Raw genomic sequence first — 15,893 nt, 5'->3', positions numbered from 1 at the left:
TGCAAATTTACAACTAATAAACTATATGTTAAAACAGATTAAACTCTTTATAAAAGTTACTTTGAATAAGTACGCATTATTTTTTGGTGTTTTTGTATTATACTCTTGTCAAGAAAACACAAATAATACATCTTCTGTATTTAGATATAACGAACATAAAAATATTGGTTCTTTAGATCCGGCTTTTGCGAAAGACAATGCCGATATTTGGGCCATTAATCAACTTTTTAATGGTTTAGTACAAATGGATGAAGACTTAAACGTGCAACCTTGTATTGCTAAAAGTTGGTCTATTTCTCCCGATGCCCTTACCTACTCTTTTACACTTCGCGAGGATGTAAATTTTCATAAACATATTCTTTTTGGAAAAGATTCTACTAGAACTGTTATAGCTGATGATTTTGAATACAGCTTAAATCGTCTAAAAGATAAAAAAGTAGCCTCGTCTGGAAGTTGGGTTTTAAATAAAGTCGAAAATTTTAAAGCTATAAACGATTCGATTTTTCAGATACAATTAAAACAACCTTTTCCTGCTTTTTTAGGATTGCTTACCATGAAATATTGTTCTGTAGTACCAAAAGAGATTGTTACTCATTATGGTAGTGACTTTAGAGCAAACCCAATTGGAACTGGTCCTTTTGTCTTTAAACGTTGGGAAGAAAATATTAAACTCGTTTTTAGAAAGAATTCCAATTATTTTGAAAAAGATGCTGAAGGATACACCTTGCCCTATCTGGAAGCAGTTGCTATTACTTTTTTGCCTGATAAGCAAAGTGAATTTTTACAATTTGCGCAAGGAAATTTAGATTTTGTATCTGGCTTAGACGCTTCGTATAAAGATGAAATTTTAACGGCTACTGGTACACTTCGTGAGTTATACGCTGCTGATGTTCATATGATTCGCGGTCCATATTTAAACACAGAATATCTTGGTTTTTACATGGAAAGTGATGCCATAGAAATACAATCTAAAATCCTTAGACAAGCTGTAAATTATGGTTTTGACAGAAAGAAAATGATGACCTATTTAAGAAATGGGATTGGTATTCCTGCAAATGGTGGTTTTATTCCGAAAGGACTCCCTGGTTATAATGCGAATACTGGTTATAATTATCAGCCAGAAAAGGCAAGAAATTTGGTTGCACAATATATAAAGGAAACCGGAAACAAAAATCCGGAGATAACACTTACTACCACTGGAAATTATTTAAGCTTTTGTGAATATATTCAAAGAGAGCTAAAAAAAACAGGATTAAATATTAAGGTAGATGTGGTTCCTGCTTCTGCCTTAAAAGAAGCAAAGGCGAATGGAAAAACTGACATGTTTAGAGCGAGTTGGGTCGCCGATTATCCGGATGCAGAAAATTACCTTTCGTTATATTACAGCAAGAATTTTGCGCCAAACGGACCGAATTACACCCATTTTAAAAACGAGCAATTTGACCTTTGGTATGAACAAGCTTTTACGGAAACAAATACTTTACACAGAGAAAAACTATATGCTAAAATGGATTCTTTAGTAATGCAAGAATCTCCTATAATTGCTATGTTTTATGATGAAGTGGTACGTTTTACAAGAAAAGAAGTACATGGCTTGGGTATAAATCCAATTAATTTATTAGAATTAAAACAAGTATCTAAAAATTAATCCATTAGATTCCTAATCTAACATCTTCATAAAAGCTATTTTCTGTTTTATTTTTTTCTTCAATAATACCCATTACGATTAAATATTGGGAAATACCATAGAATAAGATAACCGTTATATAATCATAAAAAAAGTTATTATGATAGAACTGCGCTAAAACGGCTATAGAATCTGCCATAACAGAAAATAAAATTCCAATACCAACCGTTAAGTAACTTTTAGTATCTACTCCAGATTTTCTTAAATAAGCAAATTGCAAGGTAAGCATTGCTACAAACAAGTAAATTAAGACAGGAAAAAAATACTTCCCTAAATTATCATATATAATATTTAACACAACAAATATGTAAACAAAGCAAAAAACAACGATTGGAAGTAGTCTAACTAATTTAAAATCATTTTGATTAGAAAATCTAAAAGTATAAAACAGTTTTCCCAAAATAAAACCTAACATTCCTAAAGAAAAAAGAAAAGAAACGTCTTTAAATATTAAAAAGATATCTCCTAAAAGAAAAAAGAATAAGGCTAAAATCATGAAAACAAACTTTTTCTTAGAATTTTCTTTAGCATTAATCCAATAAAACAAAGCTAAAGAAATCACTATTAAAGGCTTGGTAATAAATCGAAAAGGAATGGTATCCAGTCCTAATTTTACTATTATATCAATTATAAGAATGGAAAAATATAGAACGGAAAAGTATAATTTATTTTTTAAAATAAACATAAATATGTAATGGCTAAGTATTATTTTAAGCTTTGGGACTTAATTTACAGCAACTTAAACCAAAAAACAATAACTACCTATCTAAAAATAAAAAAAATCAATTAATTTAGAATTATTATATATAAAATACTAAAAGAAACAACGCATTGGAAGCACTAATTGGTGAAGAAATAATACAAATCATCTCCTCCTTTTCCTTTTGGCCTAGCGGAAGAAAAGTAACCCGATTTTAAGTCGTCATTAAGCATAAAACTATAATCATCATACTTTGAGTTTATAGGTTCTTCTAATAACTGTGCTTCACCAAAAGTACCATCTTCAAGAAATTCACTTTTATAAATATCCATCTTCCCTTTTCCTTCTGGTCTATTCGATGAAAAATATAGCGCATTATCTTTTCCTATAAACGGAAAAAGTTCTTTTTTTCTAGTGTTTACTTTTGAACCTAAATTTTCTGGTTTTCCAAATACATTATTTTCATTAATAGTAACTCTAAAAATATCTGTACCACCAAGAGTACCACGCATAGTAGACACAAAATACATGTACTTACCATCGGGACTAACGGCAGGATGACCATAAGAAGATCTTGGATTACAAAAAGATGGTACTTTAAAATTTGTCCACCCAATACCTTCTACATATTCACCTATTTCAATTCGTAATTTAGAAGCTTTTTGGGATAAATTAGCGTTTCTTGTTGTATTATAAACATTGGTAGTAATCGCAATGTATTTTTTATCTGTAGTATAAAAAGCGGACGCTGACATATTAAAAGCAGAACGATTGAACTTACTTGGCAAGGGAACAACATTAATAATTTCTCCTTCCCCATCTATTTCACCTTGATATAAAGTTACTAATGGTGTATCATTAAGGAATTCTTGTTTCCCTCTTTTGTTTAATAGATTAGATGTAAAAACAATTTTGTTATCTTCTAAATAAGAAACTCCAAAGTGATTGTTTTCATCATTAACTTCTAAATTAACAATTTTAATTGTACCGTTTTGCGCAACCCCTTTAATAGTAATGCATGAAAGCACTATAAAACAAACCCAAAATGTATTTCTCATAAATAATTAGTACAATAGTAAATAACTTAATAACTACTTCGCCATTTTTTAGTGTCTTCAAAAACATGCTCTAAAATTGCTTTATCCTCTTCTGTAAAGTCAATATCTCTTCTAGACATAACTACAGAAGCCACTTCAAAAGCTTTTTTAGTTAAGTATGTTGTAAAACCGCTATTTCCTCCCCAGGAAAAACTTGGCACAAAATTTCTTGGAAAACCGCTTCCAAATATATTTGCACAAACTCCAACAACTGTGCCAGTATTAAACATGGTATTAATACCACATTTACTGTGATCTCCCATCATAAGCCCACAAAACTGCAAACCTGTTCTTGCAAAACCTTCCGTTTCATAACTCCAGAGTCTAACTTCTGCGTAATTATTTTTTAAATTAGAATTGTTTGTATCTGCTCCTAAATTACACCATTCGCCTAAAACAGAGTTTCCTAAAAAGCCATCATGTCCTTTATTAGAATAGCCAAAAAGCACAGAATTATTAACCTCACCACCAACTTTACTATGTGGTCCTACTGTTGTTGGACCATAAATTTTGGCACCCATTTTAACGGTTGCATGGTAGCATAATGCAAAAGGGCCACGAATAATACTTCCTTCCATAATTTCTGCATCTTCTCCAATATAAATTGGCCCAGAACTAGCGTTTAAAGTTGCAAACTCTAATTTTGCTCCTTCTTCTATAAAAATATTTTCTGCTCCTATTATATTATTAGAACTCGGTATTGGTTGTGACTTTCTCCCTTTGGTTAAAAACTCAAAGTCTTCTTGAATTGCTTCTCCGTTTTTAGAGAATATATCCCAAGTATTTTCGATTTTTAATATTTCTTGATTATACTCAATAGCATCGTAAGTACTTAAATCTATATCTTCTTGGGCTTCTTTAATGAAAAAAGCAATCACTTCTTCGTCATTAAAAATGGCTTGATTTTCTTCTAAAGCTTTAATCATTTCCACCAATTCATAATCTGGAAGATAAGAAGCGTTAATCATTACATTTTCTTCCATTTCAACCATTGGATATTTTTCAGATAAATAATCTTCCGTAATTGTAGTGGTTGTAGAACCTAAATGCTTTTCCCATTTTTCTCTAATCGTTAAAATACCTACACGAATGTCTGCAACTGGGCGCGTATATGTAAATGGAAGTAACTGATTACGAGAAGGACCATCAAAAAGAATGTAATTCATTTTTCTAAAATTTAAGTATAAATCAAAAGTAGTTTAAATATTAAAAACAAAAAAGCCTTTCAATATTTTGAAAGGCTTTAATAAAATATCTATAAGCTAAATTATTTTTTGAACTTAGCGTATTTAGTTTTGAACTTATCAATACGTCCAGCTGTATCTATTAATTTAGATTTACCTGTGTAAAACGGGTGAGATGTTCTTGAAATTTCCATTTTTACTAATGGATATTCAACACCATCAACTTCTAAAGTTTCTGACGTATTTGCAGTAGATTTAGTTAAAAACACATCTTCATTTGACATATCTTTAAACGCTACTAATCTATAATTTTCTGGATGTATACCTTTTCTCATCGCTAAATGCTTTAATTTCTTACTAATTTTGAGGTGCAAATTTAAGAATTTTTTACTAATGCACAATACTTTTTACGAAAATTATTCAATTAAATTATTAAAACCTAAAAACAAGCCATTTCAAAGGAATAAGATTACGTCTTTCTATTATACAAATATTGCTTAATTTTATTAAGATTCCCACTTTCGTGGGAATAAAATGTAACGTTTTGTTATATTTGTTTACTAACAATTCTATAAACTAAAAAACCAAAAAATAATTATGGAATCACAAAATGTATCAGTTGGCAGTTTTGCTAAGAATTACGGATTAGTATTAGGTCTAATATTAATTCTAATTTCTGTTTTAATGTATGTAACAGGTTTACAACTTAAAGGGGAACAATGGCCAATGTATATCTATTATATAATATTTCCTACGGTAATTATTTATGCCATTAACCAATACAAAAAAAGTAATGCTAATCTTTTGAGTTTAGGATCAGCTATTAAAATAGGTTTATTAATCGCCGTTATTAGCGCAATAGTATTTGCGGTTTACGGATTAATTTTCAATTACATTATAGATCCAGAATTTCAAGGTTTAGCTATGGAAGCAACTAGAGACAAACTTTTAGAGAATCCTAATTTAACGGAAGAACTAGTAGATCAACAAATGGTAATGATTAAAAAATTCTCTAATCCATTATTAGGAAGTGCTTTTTGGATTGCTTTAAGTGCTTTTTTTGGTCTAATATATTCTCTTATTGGCGGATTAGTAATGAAAAAAGAAGCATAATACATGAATATATCAGTAGTCATACCACTACTTAACGAACAAGAGTCTTTAACAGAGTTACATGATTGGATTGCAAAAGTTATGCATTCCAATCATTTTTCTTATGAAATCATTTTTATTGATGATGGTAGTACCGATAGTTCTTGGGAAATTATTTCGCAACTATCCCAAAAAGACACCAATGTAAAAGGCATTAGATTCTTAAAAAACTTTGGAAAAAGCCAAGCATTACATGCTGGTTTTGAAAAAGCTAAAGGAAACGTTGTGATTACAATGGATGCCGATTTACAAGACAATCCCGATGAAATACCAGAACTCTATAACATGATTGTTAAAGACGGTTTCGATTTGGTTTCTGGTTGGAAAAAGAAACGATACGACTCTGTTATTTCTAAAAACCTACCATCCAAATTATTTAATTGGGCGGCTCGTAAAACTTCTGGTGTTTCACTTCATGATTTTAATTGCGGTTTAAAAGCCTATCATAATGATGTGGTAAAAAACATAGATGTAAATGGTGAAATGCATCGTTACATTCCGGTACTTTCTAAAAATGCTGGTTTTACTAAAATTGGTGAAAAAGTAGTACAACATCAAGCAAGAAAATATGGGGAAACAAAATTTGGTATGGACCGATTTATACATGGTTTTCTAGATTTAATTACCATTTGGTTTTTATCTAGATTTGGAAAAAGACCAATGCATCTCTTTGGTGCTTTAGGGTTTATAATGTTTGCTATTGGTTTTGGCTTCGCTATATATTTAGGTGTAGACAAACTCTTTTTAAATCCAACAGGAAGACTAATAACCCAACGTCCGCAATTTTATATCTCTTTAGTTACCATGATTATTGGTACACAATTTTTTGTGGCAGGTTTTTTAGGTGAAATTATTTTAAGAACAAAAGAAGGCAAAAAACGATATTTAGTTAAAGAGGAAATTAATTTGGCTACTATTTAATCTTTACCCTTTTAGTATTTCCGTATTTTTGCATAATAATGATACATATAATATGATACACATTGAACCAGAATTATTGAACAGAGTAAACAAATGGTTAACTCCTGCTTTTGATGGCGAAACCCAAGCATATATAAAAGACCTAATTGCTACCAACCCAAAAGAACTAAAAGAATCTTTTTATAAAGATTTAGAATTTGGTACTGGCGGCATGCGCGGTGTTATGGGAATTGGTACGAACAGAATTAATAAATTTACACTTGGTAGAAATACACAAGGTATAAGCAACTACTTACACCAAGCATTCCCTGGTGAAAAACTAAAAGTTGCCATCGCTTTTGATTGTAGACACAACAGTAAATCCTTAGCAAAAATAGTAGCAAATGTATTTTCTGCAAATGATATAGAAGTATTTTTATTTGAAGACTTACGCCCTACTCCAGAACTTTCTTTTGCTTTAAAACATTTAAACTGTCATAGCGGAATTGTTTTAACCGCATCTCATAATCCGCCAGAATACAATGGCTACAAAGTATATTGGCAAGATGGCGGACAACTAGTTCCGCCACAGGATTCAGAAATTATAAACGAAATTAATAATCTAGACTATGCGGAAATTAAATTTGAAGCAAACGAAGATTTAATAAAATACATAGGTAAAGAAGTCGATGACGTTTTTATTGATGCATCGATTAAAAACGGAAGCTTTAATACTTCCGCGAAAGCGAAAGAAGATTTAAACATTGTATTTACATCCTTACACGGAACATCGATTACCATTTTTCCGGAAACACTAGAAAGAGCTGGTTATAAAAATGTACATATTGTTGAAGAACAACGCGTTCCTAATGGCGATTTCCCAACCGTGAAATCTCCAAATCCGGAAGAACCTGAAGCTTTAAAAATGGCTTTAGAATTAGCAGATAAAACAAATGCAGATATTGTAATTGGTACAGATCCCGATGCAGATAGACTTGGTGTTGCGGTTAGAGATTTAGATGGAAAGATGCTTATTCTAAACGGGAATCAAACCATGGTATTGATGACCGATTTTCTATTAAAACAATGGAAAAACAACAATAAATTAAAAGGAAACGAATTTGTTGCAACTACTATTGTTTCTACACCAATGATTGCAGCTTTAGCAAAAAGCTATACTACAGATTGTAAAATTGTATTAACAGGCTTTAAGTGGATTGCTAAATTAATAAAAGACTATGCTAACCTAGATTTTATTGGTGGTGGCGAAGAAAGCTTTGGTTTTATGGTTGGTGATTTTGTAAGAGATAAAGACGCCAATACATCTTCACTATTGGCTATTGAAATAGCTGCACAAGCAAAAGCAAACGGAAGCACTTTATATAAAGAACTAATAAAACTTTATGTAGCGCATGGTTTATATAAAGAACATTTAATTTCTATCACTAAAAAAGGAATAGAAGGCGCGCAAGAAATCAAACAAATGATGATTGATGCCAGAGAAAATCCTTTAAAAGAAGTAAATGGTTCTAAAGTTACCAAGATTGAAGATTATCAATTATCTATAACGAAAGATGTCATTTCTGGAAAAGAAACTGCTATTACTATCCCTAAATCGAATGTGCTTATTTATTACACAGCAGATGGAAGTAAAATAGCTTTAAGACCAAGTGGAACAGAACCTAAAATCAAATTCTATATAAGTGTGAATACGACTCTAGAAAACGCTTCGGATTTTATTTCAAAACAAAATGAATTAGCTTCAAAAATTGATGCTATATTAAAAGACTTGAAGCTTAATTAATGGATTATATAAAAAAAATTGCTCCATTTATAATTCCGTATAAAAAATACGGATACCTAAACATTTTCTTTAATGTGCTTTATGCTTTATTTAGCACATTAGCTATGGTATCCTTAATGCCAATGATAAATGTATTGTTTGGTGAAACTAAAAAACTATACATAAAACCGGTTTATAAAGGCATAAGAGAATTAAAATCTTTTGGAGAAGATTACTTAAATTATTTTGTAACCATAACAAACCAAAACGAAGGTGCTCAACGTACCTTATTATACATGATTATTTTAATCATTAGTTTGTTTTTACTTAAAAATATATTCAATTATCTCGCGCTTTTTTTCATTACATTTCTAAGAAACGGTGTTTTAAAAGATTTAAGAGATTCTATTTATAATAAAGTGCTAACACTGCCTATTTCCTATTATTCTGAAAAGAAAAAAGGGGATATCATTGCGCGTATTTCTGGAGATGTAAACGAAGTTAAAAACTCTTTATTGGCAGTTTTAGAACTCATTATAAAAGAACCATTAACTATTGTTTTTGCTATTGTAACCATGTTTACAATTTCTATGAAACTAACTATTTTTGTTTTCCTATTTATACCAGTTGCAGGATTTATAATATCTAGAATTGGAAAAAGTTTAAAGAAAAAATCAGGAAGAGTACAACAAGAACAAGGCGTCTTTTTATCTACTTTAGAAGAAACATTAAGCGGACTTAAAGTAATAAAAGGCTTTAATGCGGAAGAACGCTTTAATAACAGATTTCAAGAATCCACTAACCGATTTTATCACTTTTCAAATACTTTGCTAAACCGCCAAAATTTAGCTTCACCTACCAGTGAATTCTTAGGTATTGCTACTATTGCAGCTTTATTATGGTACGGAGGAAGCATGGTATTAATCGATAAAAGTCTTTCTGGAGGTGCATTTATCACTTATATGGCTTTGGCCTATCAAATATTAACTCCTGCTAAAGCAATTAGTAAAGCTAGTTATAAAGTAAAAGCAGGTAATGCTGCTGCAGATCGTGTCTTAGAAATTATTGAAACACCTTCTGTTCTTGAAGATAAACCAAATGCAATCCTTAAAACAGAATTCACAAAAGCGATAGATATCAACAACATCTCTTTTAAATATGAAGATGATTTAGTCCTTAAAAACTTTACCGTAAACGTTCCTAAAGGAAAAACAGTAGCGCTTGTTGGTCAATCTGGATCTGGTAAATCTACCATTGCCAATCTTGTTACACGTTTTTATGATGTAAATGAAGGTAGTATTTCTATTGATGGAGAAGATATAAGAAACCTTACTAAAAAATCTTTACGAAGCTTAATAGGTTTAGTAACACAAGATTCTATTCTATTTAATGAAACCGTAAAGAATAACATATTAATAGGAGATCCAAACGCTACAGACGAAGAAGTTATTGATGCTTTAAAAATTGCTAATGCTTGGGAGTTTGTTAAAGACCTACCAAAAGGAATAGAGACCAATATTGGAGATTCTGGAGGGAAGCTTTCTGGCGGACAAAAACAACGTTTAAGTATTGCTCGTGCTGTTTTAAAGAATCCTCCTATTATGATTTTAGATGAAGCAACTTCTGCTTTAGACACAGAAAGCGAACGCTTAGTGCAAGTAGCTCTAGAAAACATGATGAAAAATAGAACCTCTATTGTAATTGCACATAGACTTTCTACTATTCAAAATGCCGATCAAATTCTAGTCATGCAAAAAGGGGAAATTGCAGAACAAGGTACGCACAGAGAGCTTATGGATAAAAACGGTGTATATAGAAAACTAGTAGAAATGCAAAGTTTCGAATAGATTATTAAATCTCAAAAAAAATAAAATAAAAAAGCTAGAAGAAATTCTAGCTTTTTTTTGTTTATGTTAGACTTGGGGCGACTAACATTAAGTAGGTTTGTTGGCGTAAATATATATTAAATAAACATACCAACCAAAAAAAATATGCATTTCGTCATGCGAAAAATGCATTTAATCGTATTTAACAACAATAAAACACTGATTAACAGTTAATTACAATACGGTAAAAAAATAATCATTTTTATAACTTAAATAAAAACAAGATTCTTTTTTAAACTATTTGTAAATTAATCAGTCTAAAAAGTATAAACCAAATAGATTCTGTGTTAAACGAAACCGTTTTTTTACAACAACTAAAGTCTAAAAACTCTAAAGAGCAAGCTTTTAAAGAGTTGGTAACACAATATAAAGAACGACTATATTGGCACATTCGTCATATAGTAAAATCGCATGATGACACCGATGATGTACTCCAAAACACATTTATAAAGGTTTTTAAAAACATTGATAATTTTAAAGGAAATAGTAAAATTTACTCTTGGATGTATAGAATAGCAACTAACGAAGCTATTACACATATAAATAAAAATGCAAAACGATTACATATAACGAATCAAGAAACCCAGGATCTAGCCATTAACAATTTACAATCGGATGTCTACTTTGAAGGCAATGAAATTCAATTAAAACTACAAGAAGCTATTGCAACGCTTCCTGAAAAACAGCAATTGGTTTTTAATATGAAATATTTTCAAAATATTAAATACAAAGACATGTCAGAAATACTAGAAACTAGTGAAGGAGCGCTAAAAGCATCCTATCATATCGCAACAAAGAAAATTGAAGACTATTTAACTAAAGAATAATTAAATTAAACCTTTTCTAAAAAAAAGAGTCTAAAACTTAAGATGAAAACAAATTTAAACAACATAAAAGATTCAGGATTCCAAGTACCAAAAGATTATTTGGACAACTTTGAAGCGTCTATTACAAGTCATGTAAACTTAAAAGAAAAAGTTTCAGACCCTGGTTTTACTGTCCCTAAAGATTACTTTGAAAATATAGAAAACGATATTTTAACAAAGGTTAGCACAAAAAAATCGGTAAAAGTAATTCCGTTATTTAACAAAAGAAACCTAATTTACATATCAGGTATAGCTGCAGCTATCTTCGTGTTGTTTAATCTACCTACCTTAAACAAAGAAGTAACCTACGCTTCTCTATCTACAGAAACAGTAGAAGATTTTGTTCTTAATGAAGATTATAGCGCTAATGATTTAGCGACTTTATTTAACGACATAGAGCTTTTAGAGGGAGACGGTTTTAATAGTATTAGCTTTACAGAGGAAGCGATGCAAGATTACCTAAACAATAATTTAGAACTAAACGATTTATATACAGAATAAAACAATACCAATGAAAAAATCAATTATAACATTATTTATATTATTTCTTTCTGTTACCGCTTTTTCACAAAATGACAGGCAAGAAAAAGAAGATAAAATTAAAGCGCTAAAAGTGGCTTATATTACAGAAAACCTAAATCTATCTACTTCTGAAGCTGAAAAGTTTTGGCCAGTTTATAATGGGTACGAAGCCCAACAACAAAGTGTAAGAAGCGAATATCACAATAAAAAAAGAGATATTAATTTTGAAACCTTAACCGAAACAGAAGCACAAAAACTATTAGATGAATTGGATGCTTTAAACGCAAAACGCAATAACGCATACGAAAACTATAAGTTAGCATTAAAAAAAGTGCTTTCTGCAAAACAAATTTTACTCCTTAAAAACACGGAAGACAACTTTAAACGAAAAATGTTTAATGAGTACAAAAAAAGAAAAGAATCTAAACACTAGGTTGGAAATCTTAATATAGAAAAACAGCCATTGTCATATACAATGGCTGTTTTTGTTTTAAATCAAACCCTATTACTTTGCTACTTTTTGTAATAAAACTATTTAAAAGTCAATTTACTAATTCTTCCTGCCCCTGCTGCATAAGCGGTACTGTCATTTAAAAAACGGAGTGTATAAAAGCCCTCATCACTCAAATGTTTCCAAGTATTTCCTGCATCGCTACTATAATCAATTCCTTTAAAACCAATGGCCACTAATCCTTTAGCATTACTGTTTGGTACATATTGCACACAGCTTCTATAACCCGGACTTTGGTTTTGCGCAACCAACTGCCAAGTTTTACCGCCATCTTGTGTACGTATTTTATTTGCAGAACTATCGGCAGCTTTGGTATAATCACCACCTATTGCAAATCCATTATTTTCATCGTAAAAATCTACAGAATACATTCCCGTAGTTTCTAAACCCTGAACTATTGGAGTTTCAAAAACCTCCCAAGTTTTACCTTTATCGGGCGAGAATAATATTCTGCTTGCTTTTCCTCCTGTTGCTACCCACGTTTTGTCACCCACAATTGCAATATTAGTATCACTTGCTGCAAAAGCGGCTTCACCTTCTTTTCCTTTTGGTAAGATATCGCAGGATAATTTATTCCAAGTATCTCCTCCATCACGAGTTATTATAATACTCATGCAATCTTCTGTAGGATCGCCAATTGCTATTCCTTCTTGGTCATTCCAGAAATCTAAAGCATCATAAAATGCTTTTTCGTGATTTTCTCTATATACTATTTTTAAAGAATCTGTATCTATTTTATACAAAAGCGTTGGTGAAGCAATACTTAAAACAAATCCTGCATTATTTGTAACTGCTAGTGCTCTAAAATTAGGTGTAATACTATCTTCTTTTAGCTGAAACGTTAATCTAGCTTCTTCATCGGTATCATTCTTAGCGATACCTCCTATTTTTCCGTTAGACGTAGCAAAAGAACCAAAGCCATTAAGATCAATCTCTAAGGCTCGAACATTTAACAGAGAATCTGCTAACAAGGTTTTTATTTCCACTGTTTTATAATCTCGGACTTTAAATGGAACTTCTTTCTTTCCGCAGGAAAACAAAAAACAAAGAACAACTGCAAGAAGCATACTATTTTTCATAAAATTAAATTTTCATAAAAATAGAAAAGCTTTATGACATAATCATAAAGCTTCTCCTGCTATTAATCAAAACTAATCAAATCCTTTAGGGATTAGGATTTTAAACCACTTCTAATTACGTATAATTTTTAAAACGGTACTAGCATTAATATGAACCATATACATTCCTTTTGAAAAATCTGAGAAATCTATTACAATATTATTGGTGTTCGTTTGCTTGTTTTCCAGCAATAACTGTCCTTGAATATTATAAACCTTAATCGTTTCAATTAAATAAGAACTATTAGCTATAGTTACTGTATTACTTGTAGGATTTGGATAATACTTTAAATGATTACTAAAATCTACTTCGTCTATAGATAGAGATTCGTTATTTGCTGCATATGTTGGTAACTGAATTGCAAAATCACCTGTTCCGTTTGGTACTCTTGCGTAGCCCATGTCATCGGTTTGTGCTCCAAAAGTAATGTTCTCTATTAGGATACCATTTGCATAGGATAATATGGCACTTTCCCCACCTGATGAAAACTTTACATCGGCATGCAAACCAGTTTGATCATCATCTTTATCACACCATACAATTAAGTAACTATCTGGTGCTATTGTTAATCCGGAAGGAAATGGCCAAACCAGTAAATCATCTGCATCATCCGATAAATATAAATTATCTAAACTTAATGTTTCATCACTATTATTGTACAATTCTAACCAATCATCATATTCTCCATCTTGATCCATAACTGTTGTTTCATTAGATGCCATAATTTCATTAATCACAAGATCTCCAGGTGTTAATGTTAGATACGTAGCTTCAATAGTATAAAATTCATATTCTGCTCTAGCAGGAGAAAAGGCGCCAATATTATTGTTTTCTGCATAGATATAATATTGCATATAATTGGTATCCACAGTAACATCTATACTATAAGCATCCGCTCCTTCCGTAATCATTAACTCTTTTGTAAACGGAAGCGTTTCATCTGTTCTATATCCAATATATACATCATTAACATCTGTAACATTGGCAGTTATAGATATTACATCTCCAATTAATGGTGTCGTTTCAGATGGAGTCACATTACTAATAACAGGTTGCGAATTAGTAAAGTCTGTTTGCGCTAACAAATATGTACTTCTGGAAGCCATTAAATTTGTTAATCCAGGAGCTGTGTTTCCACCAACCGTATAATCTGTATTTAAATTGCCCGTAAATTGTGCATCCGTGTAAAACTTATTAGTATCTGCTGTTACTGCACTAGATATAATTGCTTGATAATCGTTTGCTAATGTTAAGTAGTTTGAATTACTTATATTTTCTGTTAAAATAGTTTTATAATGTGCTAAATACATTCTTTTATATTTAGGAACCTCCATTAGTTTAGAAAACAAAGGAAAAGCAGTATCGTCATCATGTAATAAATGATCTAACTGTGCTTTCTCTGTAGTAGAATTTAAACTTCCACCTGGTCCGCCTGGTCCACCTGGCCAACTACTACTTTCTCCTGTCATACTAAAAACACCGAAAGACATATTTAAATCCCACATTACAGCATTAAATTGGCTATTATCATCTTTATATAAATAATAATTTTGTTTAAACTGTCCGATATAACTATCTAAATTAACTAAAACATTATCTAGAGCAAGCATCCAAATAGCCATATCTACATCTAAAACATTTTCAATATTAGCGATATCACTATCTAATATATTTGTTAATTCAATAAGCTCATCCCAATCTGCAGCAGCAATCGTTGGGTCTGTATCATCATCCGATTTAATTTCATAAGCATCCTCATAACTAGTAGAATTAGTCCCTAAATATTCTAAACTAGGCAAAGTTGCAGTTTGCGGTCCTGCTCCATCGGGAGGACTACAGCTAAAAAAGGCATTATCCTTAGAGTAAAAATGTTTATTTATAAATGTTTTAGTAATAGCTTCCGTATTGGTATATAAGCCAATTAAAGTTCCGTTTACATACACATTTGCATAGTTCGCTTGTGGCGCATCCATGTATTGATTTACAATATTATAAGCAATTGTTTCTCTAACAAAAGAAGGGTCAAACATCACATTTGCCAATTTTATATCTTTATATCCTTGGTAATCTTGATCCACATACGTATCTAATTCTATATGAAATGGATTTTTAGTTTGATTAGCACTATAAGAGCTATTCCCCTTATATTTCACACCTACTTGATTAAAAATAGTCCCATTAATGGTAACAGATGTAGCCTCTGTATAGTTATTATCTCCTGCTTTTTCGGCATCCAATAAAGCATCCCAATTGCTTTCTGCAAATTCTATTTCTATGGTTTGAATCGTGTTTATATCGTACAAATCTTGCGAGTACGATGTCATAAAAACGAATAAAAAGATAGTTAGAGTAATTAGTTGTTTCATTTATTTATATTTTAGTTACCCTACTTTAGATGCTTAATCGTTAAAAAACTTGCGCAACGTTCTAAAATATTTTCATAAAATCACAATCACAGAGAATACAAGTAAAAATTAACACCTATT

General features: G+C 30.9%; 14 protein-coding genes. 8 read left to right on the top strand and 6 right to left on the bottom strand.

Annotation, left to right across the window (positions count from 1 at the left end; all coding sequences use genetic code 11):
- Window positions 1–25: 25 nt before the first annotated feature.
- Window positions 26–1,648 (top strand): ABC transporter substrate-binding protein, encoded by a 1,623-nt coding sequence (locus tag ACVCZW_RS06880; RefSeq protein ID WP_452232005.1) that lies wholly within the window; start codon window positions 26–28, stop codon window positions 1,646–1,648.
- A gap of 4 nt (window positions 1,649–1,652) precedes the next feature.
- Here ACVCZW_RS06880 and ACVCZW_RS06875 read toward each other — a convergent pair whose 3' ends face one another.
- From ACVCZW_RS06875 to ACVCZW_RS06860, 4 genes are all read right to left on the bottom strand, one after another.
- Window positions 1,653–2,372: a lysoplasmalogenase gene (locus ACVCZW_RS06875; RefSeq protein WP_452229409.1), complete on the bottom strand. Its 720-nt coding sequence runs from the start codon at window positions 2,370–2,372 to the stop codon at window positions 1,653–1,655.
- A gap of 155 nt (window positions 2,373–2,527) precedes the next feature.
- Complete coding sequence (locus tag ACVCZW_RS06870; RefSeq protein ID WP_452232004.1) at window positions 2,528–3,445, bottom strand: hypothetical protein; 918 nt, start codon at window positions 3,443–3,445, stop codon at window positions 2,528–2,530.
- A gap of 26 nt (window positions 3,446–3,471) precedes the next feature.
- Complete coding sequence (locus ACVCZW_RS06865) at window positions 3,472–4,650, bottom strand: GlmU family protein (protein WP_452232003.1); 1,179 nt, start codon at window positions 4,648–4,650, stop codon at window positions 3,472–3,474.
- 101 nt (window positions 4,651–4,751) lie between these two features.
- On the bottom strand, window positions 4,752–5,003 hold the full coding sequence (locus ACVCZW_RS06860) for a type B 50S ribosomal protein L31 (protein WP_055442355.1): 252 nt from the start codon (window positions 5,001–5,003) through the stop codon (window positions 4,752–4,754).
- 262 nt (window positions 5,004–5,265) lie between these two features.
- On the opposite strand from ACVCZW_RS06860, the gene ACVCZW_RS06855 reads away from it, so the two are divergent.
- The 7 genes from ACVCZW_RS06855 (at window position 5,266) to ACVCZW_RS06825 (ending at window position 12,210) form a co-directional block, all read left to right on the top strand.
- Window positions 5,266–5,781, top strand: coding sequence for a DUF4199 domain-containing protein (locus ACVCZW_RS06855; RefSeq protein ID WP_452229406.1), 516 nt, complete (start codon window positions 5,266–5,268; stop codon window positions 5,779–5,781).
- Between the two features lie 3 nt (window positions 5,782–5,784).
- Window positions 5,785–6,741, top strand: coding sequence for a glycosyltransferase family 2 protein (locus tag ACVCZW_RS06850; protein ID WP_452229405.1), 957 nt, complete (start codon window positions 5,785–5,787; stop codon window positions 6,739–6,741).
- Window positions 6,742–6,793: 52 nt separating this feature from the next.
- Complete coding sequence (locus ACVCZW_RS06845; protein ID WP_452232002.1) at window positions 6,794–8,524, top strand: phospho-sugar mutase; 1,731 nt, start codon at window positions 6,794–6,796, stop codon at window positions 8,522–8,524.
- Window positions 8,524–10,350, top strand: a complete 1,827-nt coding sequence (locus ACVCZW_RS06840; protein ID WP_452232001.1) for an ABC transporter ATP-binding protein — start codon at window positions 8,524–8,526, stop codon at window positions 10,348–10,350. Before ACVCZW_RS06845 ends, ACVCZW_RS06840 begins: the two co-directional genes overlap by 1 nt.
- A 323-nt stretch (window positions 10,351–10,673) precedes the next feature.
- A complete protein-coding gene (locus tag ACVCZW_RS06835) occupies window positions 10,674–11,216 on the top strand; it encodes an RNA polymerase sigma factor (RefSeq protein ID WP_452229402.1) in 543 nt (180 codons plus the stop codon).
- A gap of 42 nt (window positions 11,217–11,258) precedes the next feature.
- Window positions 11,259–11,756 carry a hypothetical protein gene (locus ACVCZW_RS06830; protein WP_452229401.1) on the top strand — a complete coding sequence of 166 codons (498 nt, stop codon included), beginning with the start codon at window positions 11,259–11,261 and terminating at the stop codon, window positions 11,754–11,756.
- 10 nt (window positions 11,757–11,766) lie between these two features.
- Entirely contained in the window at window positions 11,767–12,210 is a 444-nt protein-coding gene (locus tag ACVCZW_RS06825; protein WP_452232000.1) for a sensor of ECF-type sigma factor, read from the top strand.
- A gap of 98 nt (window positions 12,211–12,308) precedes the next feature.
- Here the strand turns inward: ACVCZW_RS06825 and ACVCZW_RS06820 are convergent, their stop codons facing one another.
- Window positions 12,309–13,367: a WD40/YVTN/BNR-like repeat-containing protein gene (locus ACVCZW_RS06820; protein ID WP_452231999.1), complete on the bottom strand. Its 1,059-nt coding sequence runs from the start codon at window positions 13,365–13,367 to the stop codon at window positions 12,309–12,311.
- 111 nt (window positions 13,368–13,478) lie between these two features.
- Window positions 13,479–15,773, bottom strand: a complete 2,295-nt coding sequence (locus ACVCZW_RS06815; RefSeq protein WP_452231998.1) for a CotH kinase family protein — start codon at window positions 15,771–15,773, stop codon at window positions 13,479–13,481.
- Window positions 15,774–15,893 lie beyond the last annotated feature (120 nt).

Source organism: Lacinutrix sp. MEBiC02595 (genome assembly GCF_053601555.1).
The sequence above is the reverse complement of the archived record's forward strand: the minus strand, read 5'-3'. Positions and strand labels throughout refer to the sequence as shown.

Excerpts from the sequence above, each read along its gene's own strand:
- ACVCZW_RS06845 (WP_452232002.1), top strand. The coding sequence starts at position 6,794 with ATGATACACATTGAACCAGAATTATTGAACAGAGTAAACAAATGGTTA.
- ACVCZW_RS06825 (WP_452232000.1), top strand. The coding sequence starts at position 11,767 with ATGAAAAAATCAATTATAACATTATTTATATTATTTCTTTCTGTTACC.
- ACVCZW_RS06830 (WP_452229401.1), top strand. The coding sequence starts at position 11,259 with ATGAAAACAAATTTAAACAACATAAAAGATTCAGGATTCCAAGTACCA.
- ACVCZW_RS06820 (WP_452231999.1), bottom strand. The coding sequence starts at position 13,367 with ATGAAAAATAGTATGCTTCTTGCAGTTGTTCTTTGTTTTTTGTTTTCC.
- ACVCZW_RS06875 (WP_452229409.1), bottom strand. The coding sequence starts at position 2,372 with ATGTTTATTTTAAAAAATAAATTATACTTTTCCGTTCTATATTTTTCC.
- ACVCZW_RS06855 (WP_452229406.1), top strand. The coding sequence starts at position 5,266 with ATGGAATCACAAAATGTATCAGTTGGCAGTTTTGCTAAGAATTACGGA.
- ACVCZW_RS06815 (WP_452231998.1), bottom strand. The coding sequence starts at position 15,773 with ATGAAACAACTAATTACTCTAACTATCTTTTTATTCGTTTTTATGACA.
- ACVCZW_RS06870 (WP_452232004.1), bottom strand. The coding sequence starts at position 3,445 with ATGAGAAATACATTTTGGGTTTGTTTTATAGTGCTTTCATGCATTACT.
- ACVCZW_RS06860 (WP_055442355.1), bottom strand. The coding sequence starts at position 5,003 with ATGAGAAAAGGTATACATCCAGAAAATTATAGATTAGTAGCGTTTAAA.
- ACVCZW_RS06865 (WP_452232003.1), bottom strand. The coding sequence starts at position 4,650 with ATGAATTACATTCTTTTTGATGGTCCTTCTCGTAATCAGTTACTTCCA.
- ACVCZW_RS06840 (WP_452232001.1), top strand. The coding sequence starts at position 8,524 with ATGGATTATATAAAAAAAATTGCTCCATTTATAATTCCGTATAAAAAA.
- ACVCZW_RS06850 (WP_452229405.1), top strand. The coding sequence starts at position 5,785 with ATGAATATATCAGTAGTCATACCACTACTTAACGAACAAGAGTCTTTA.
- ACVCZW_RS06880 (WP_452232005.1), top strand. The coding sequence starts at position 26 with ATGTTAAAACAGATTAAACTCTTTATAAAAGTTACTTTGAATAAGTAC.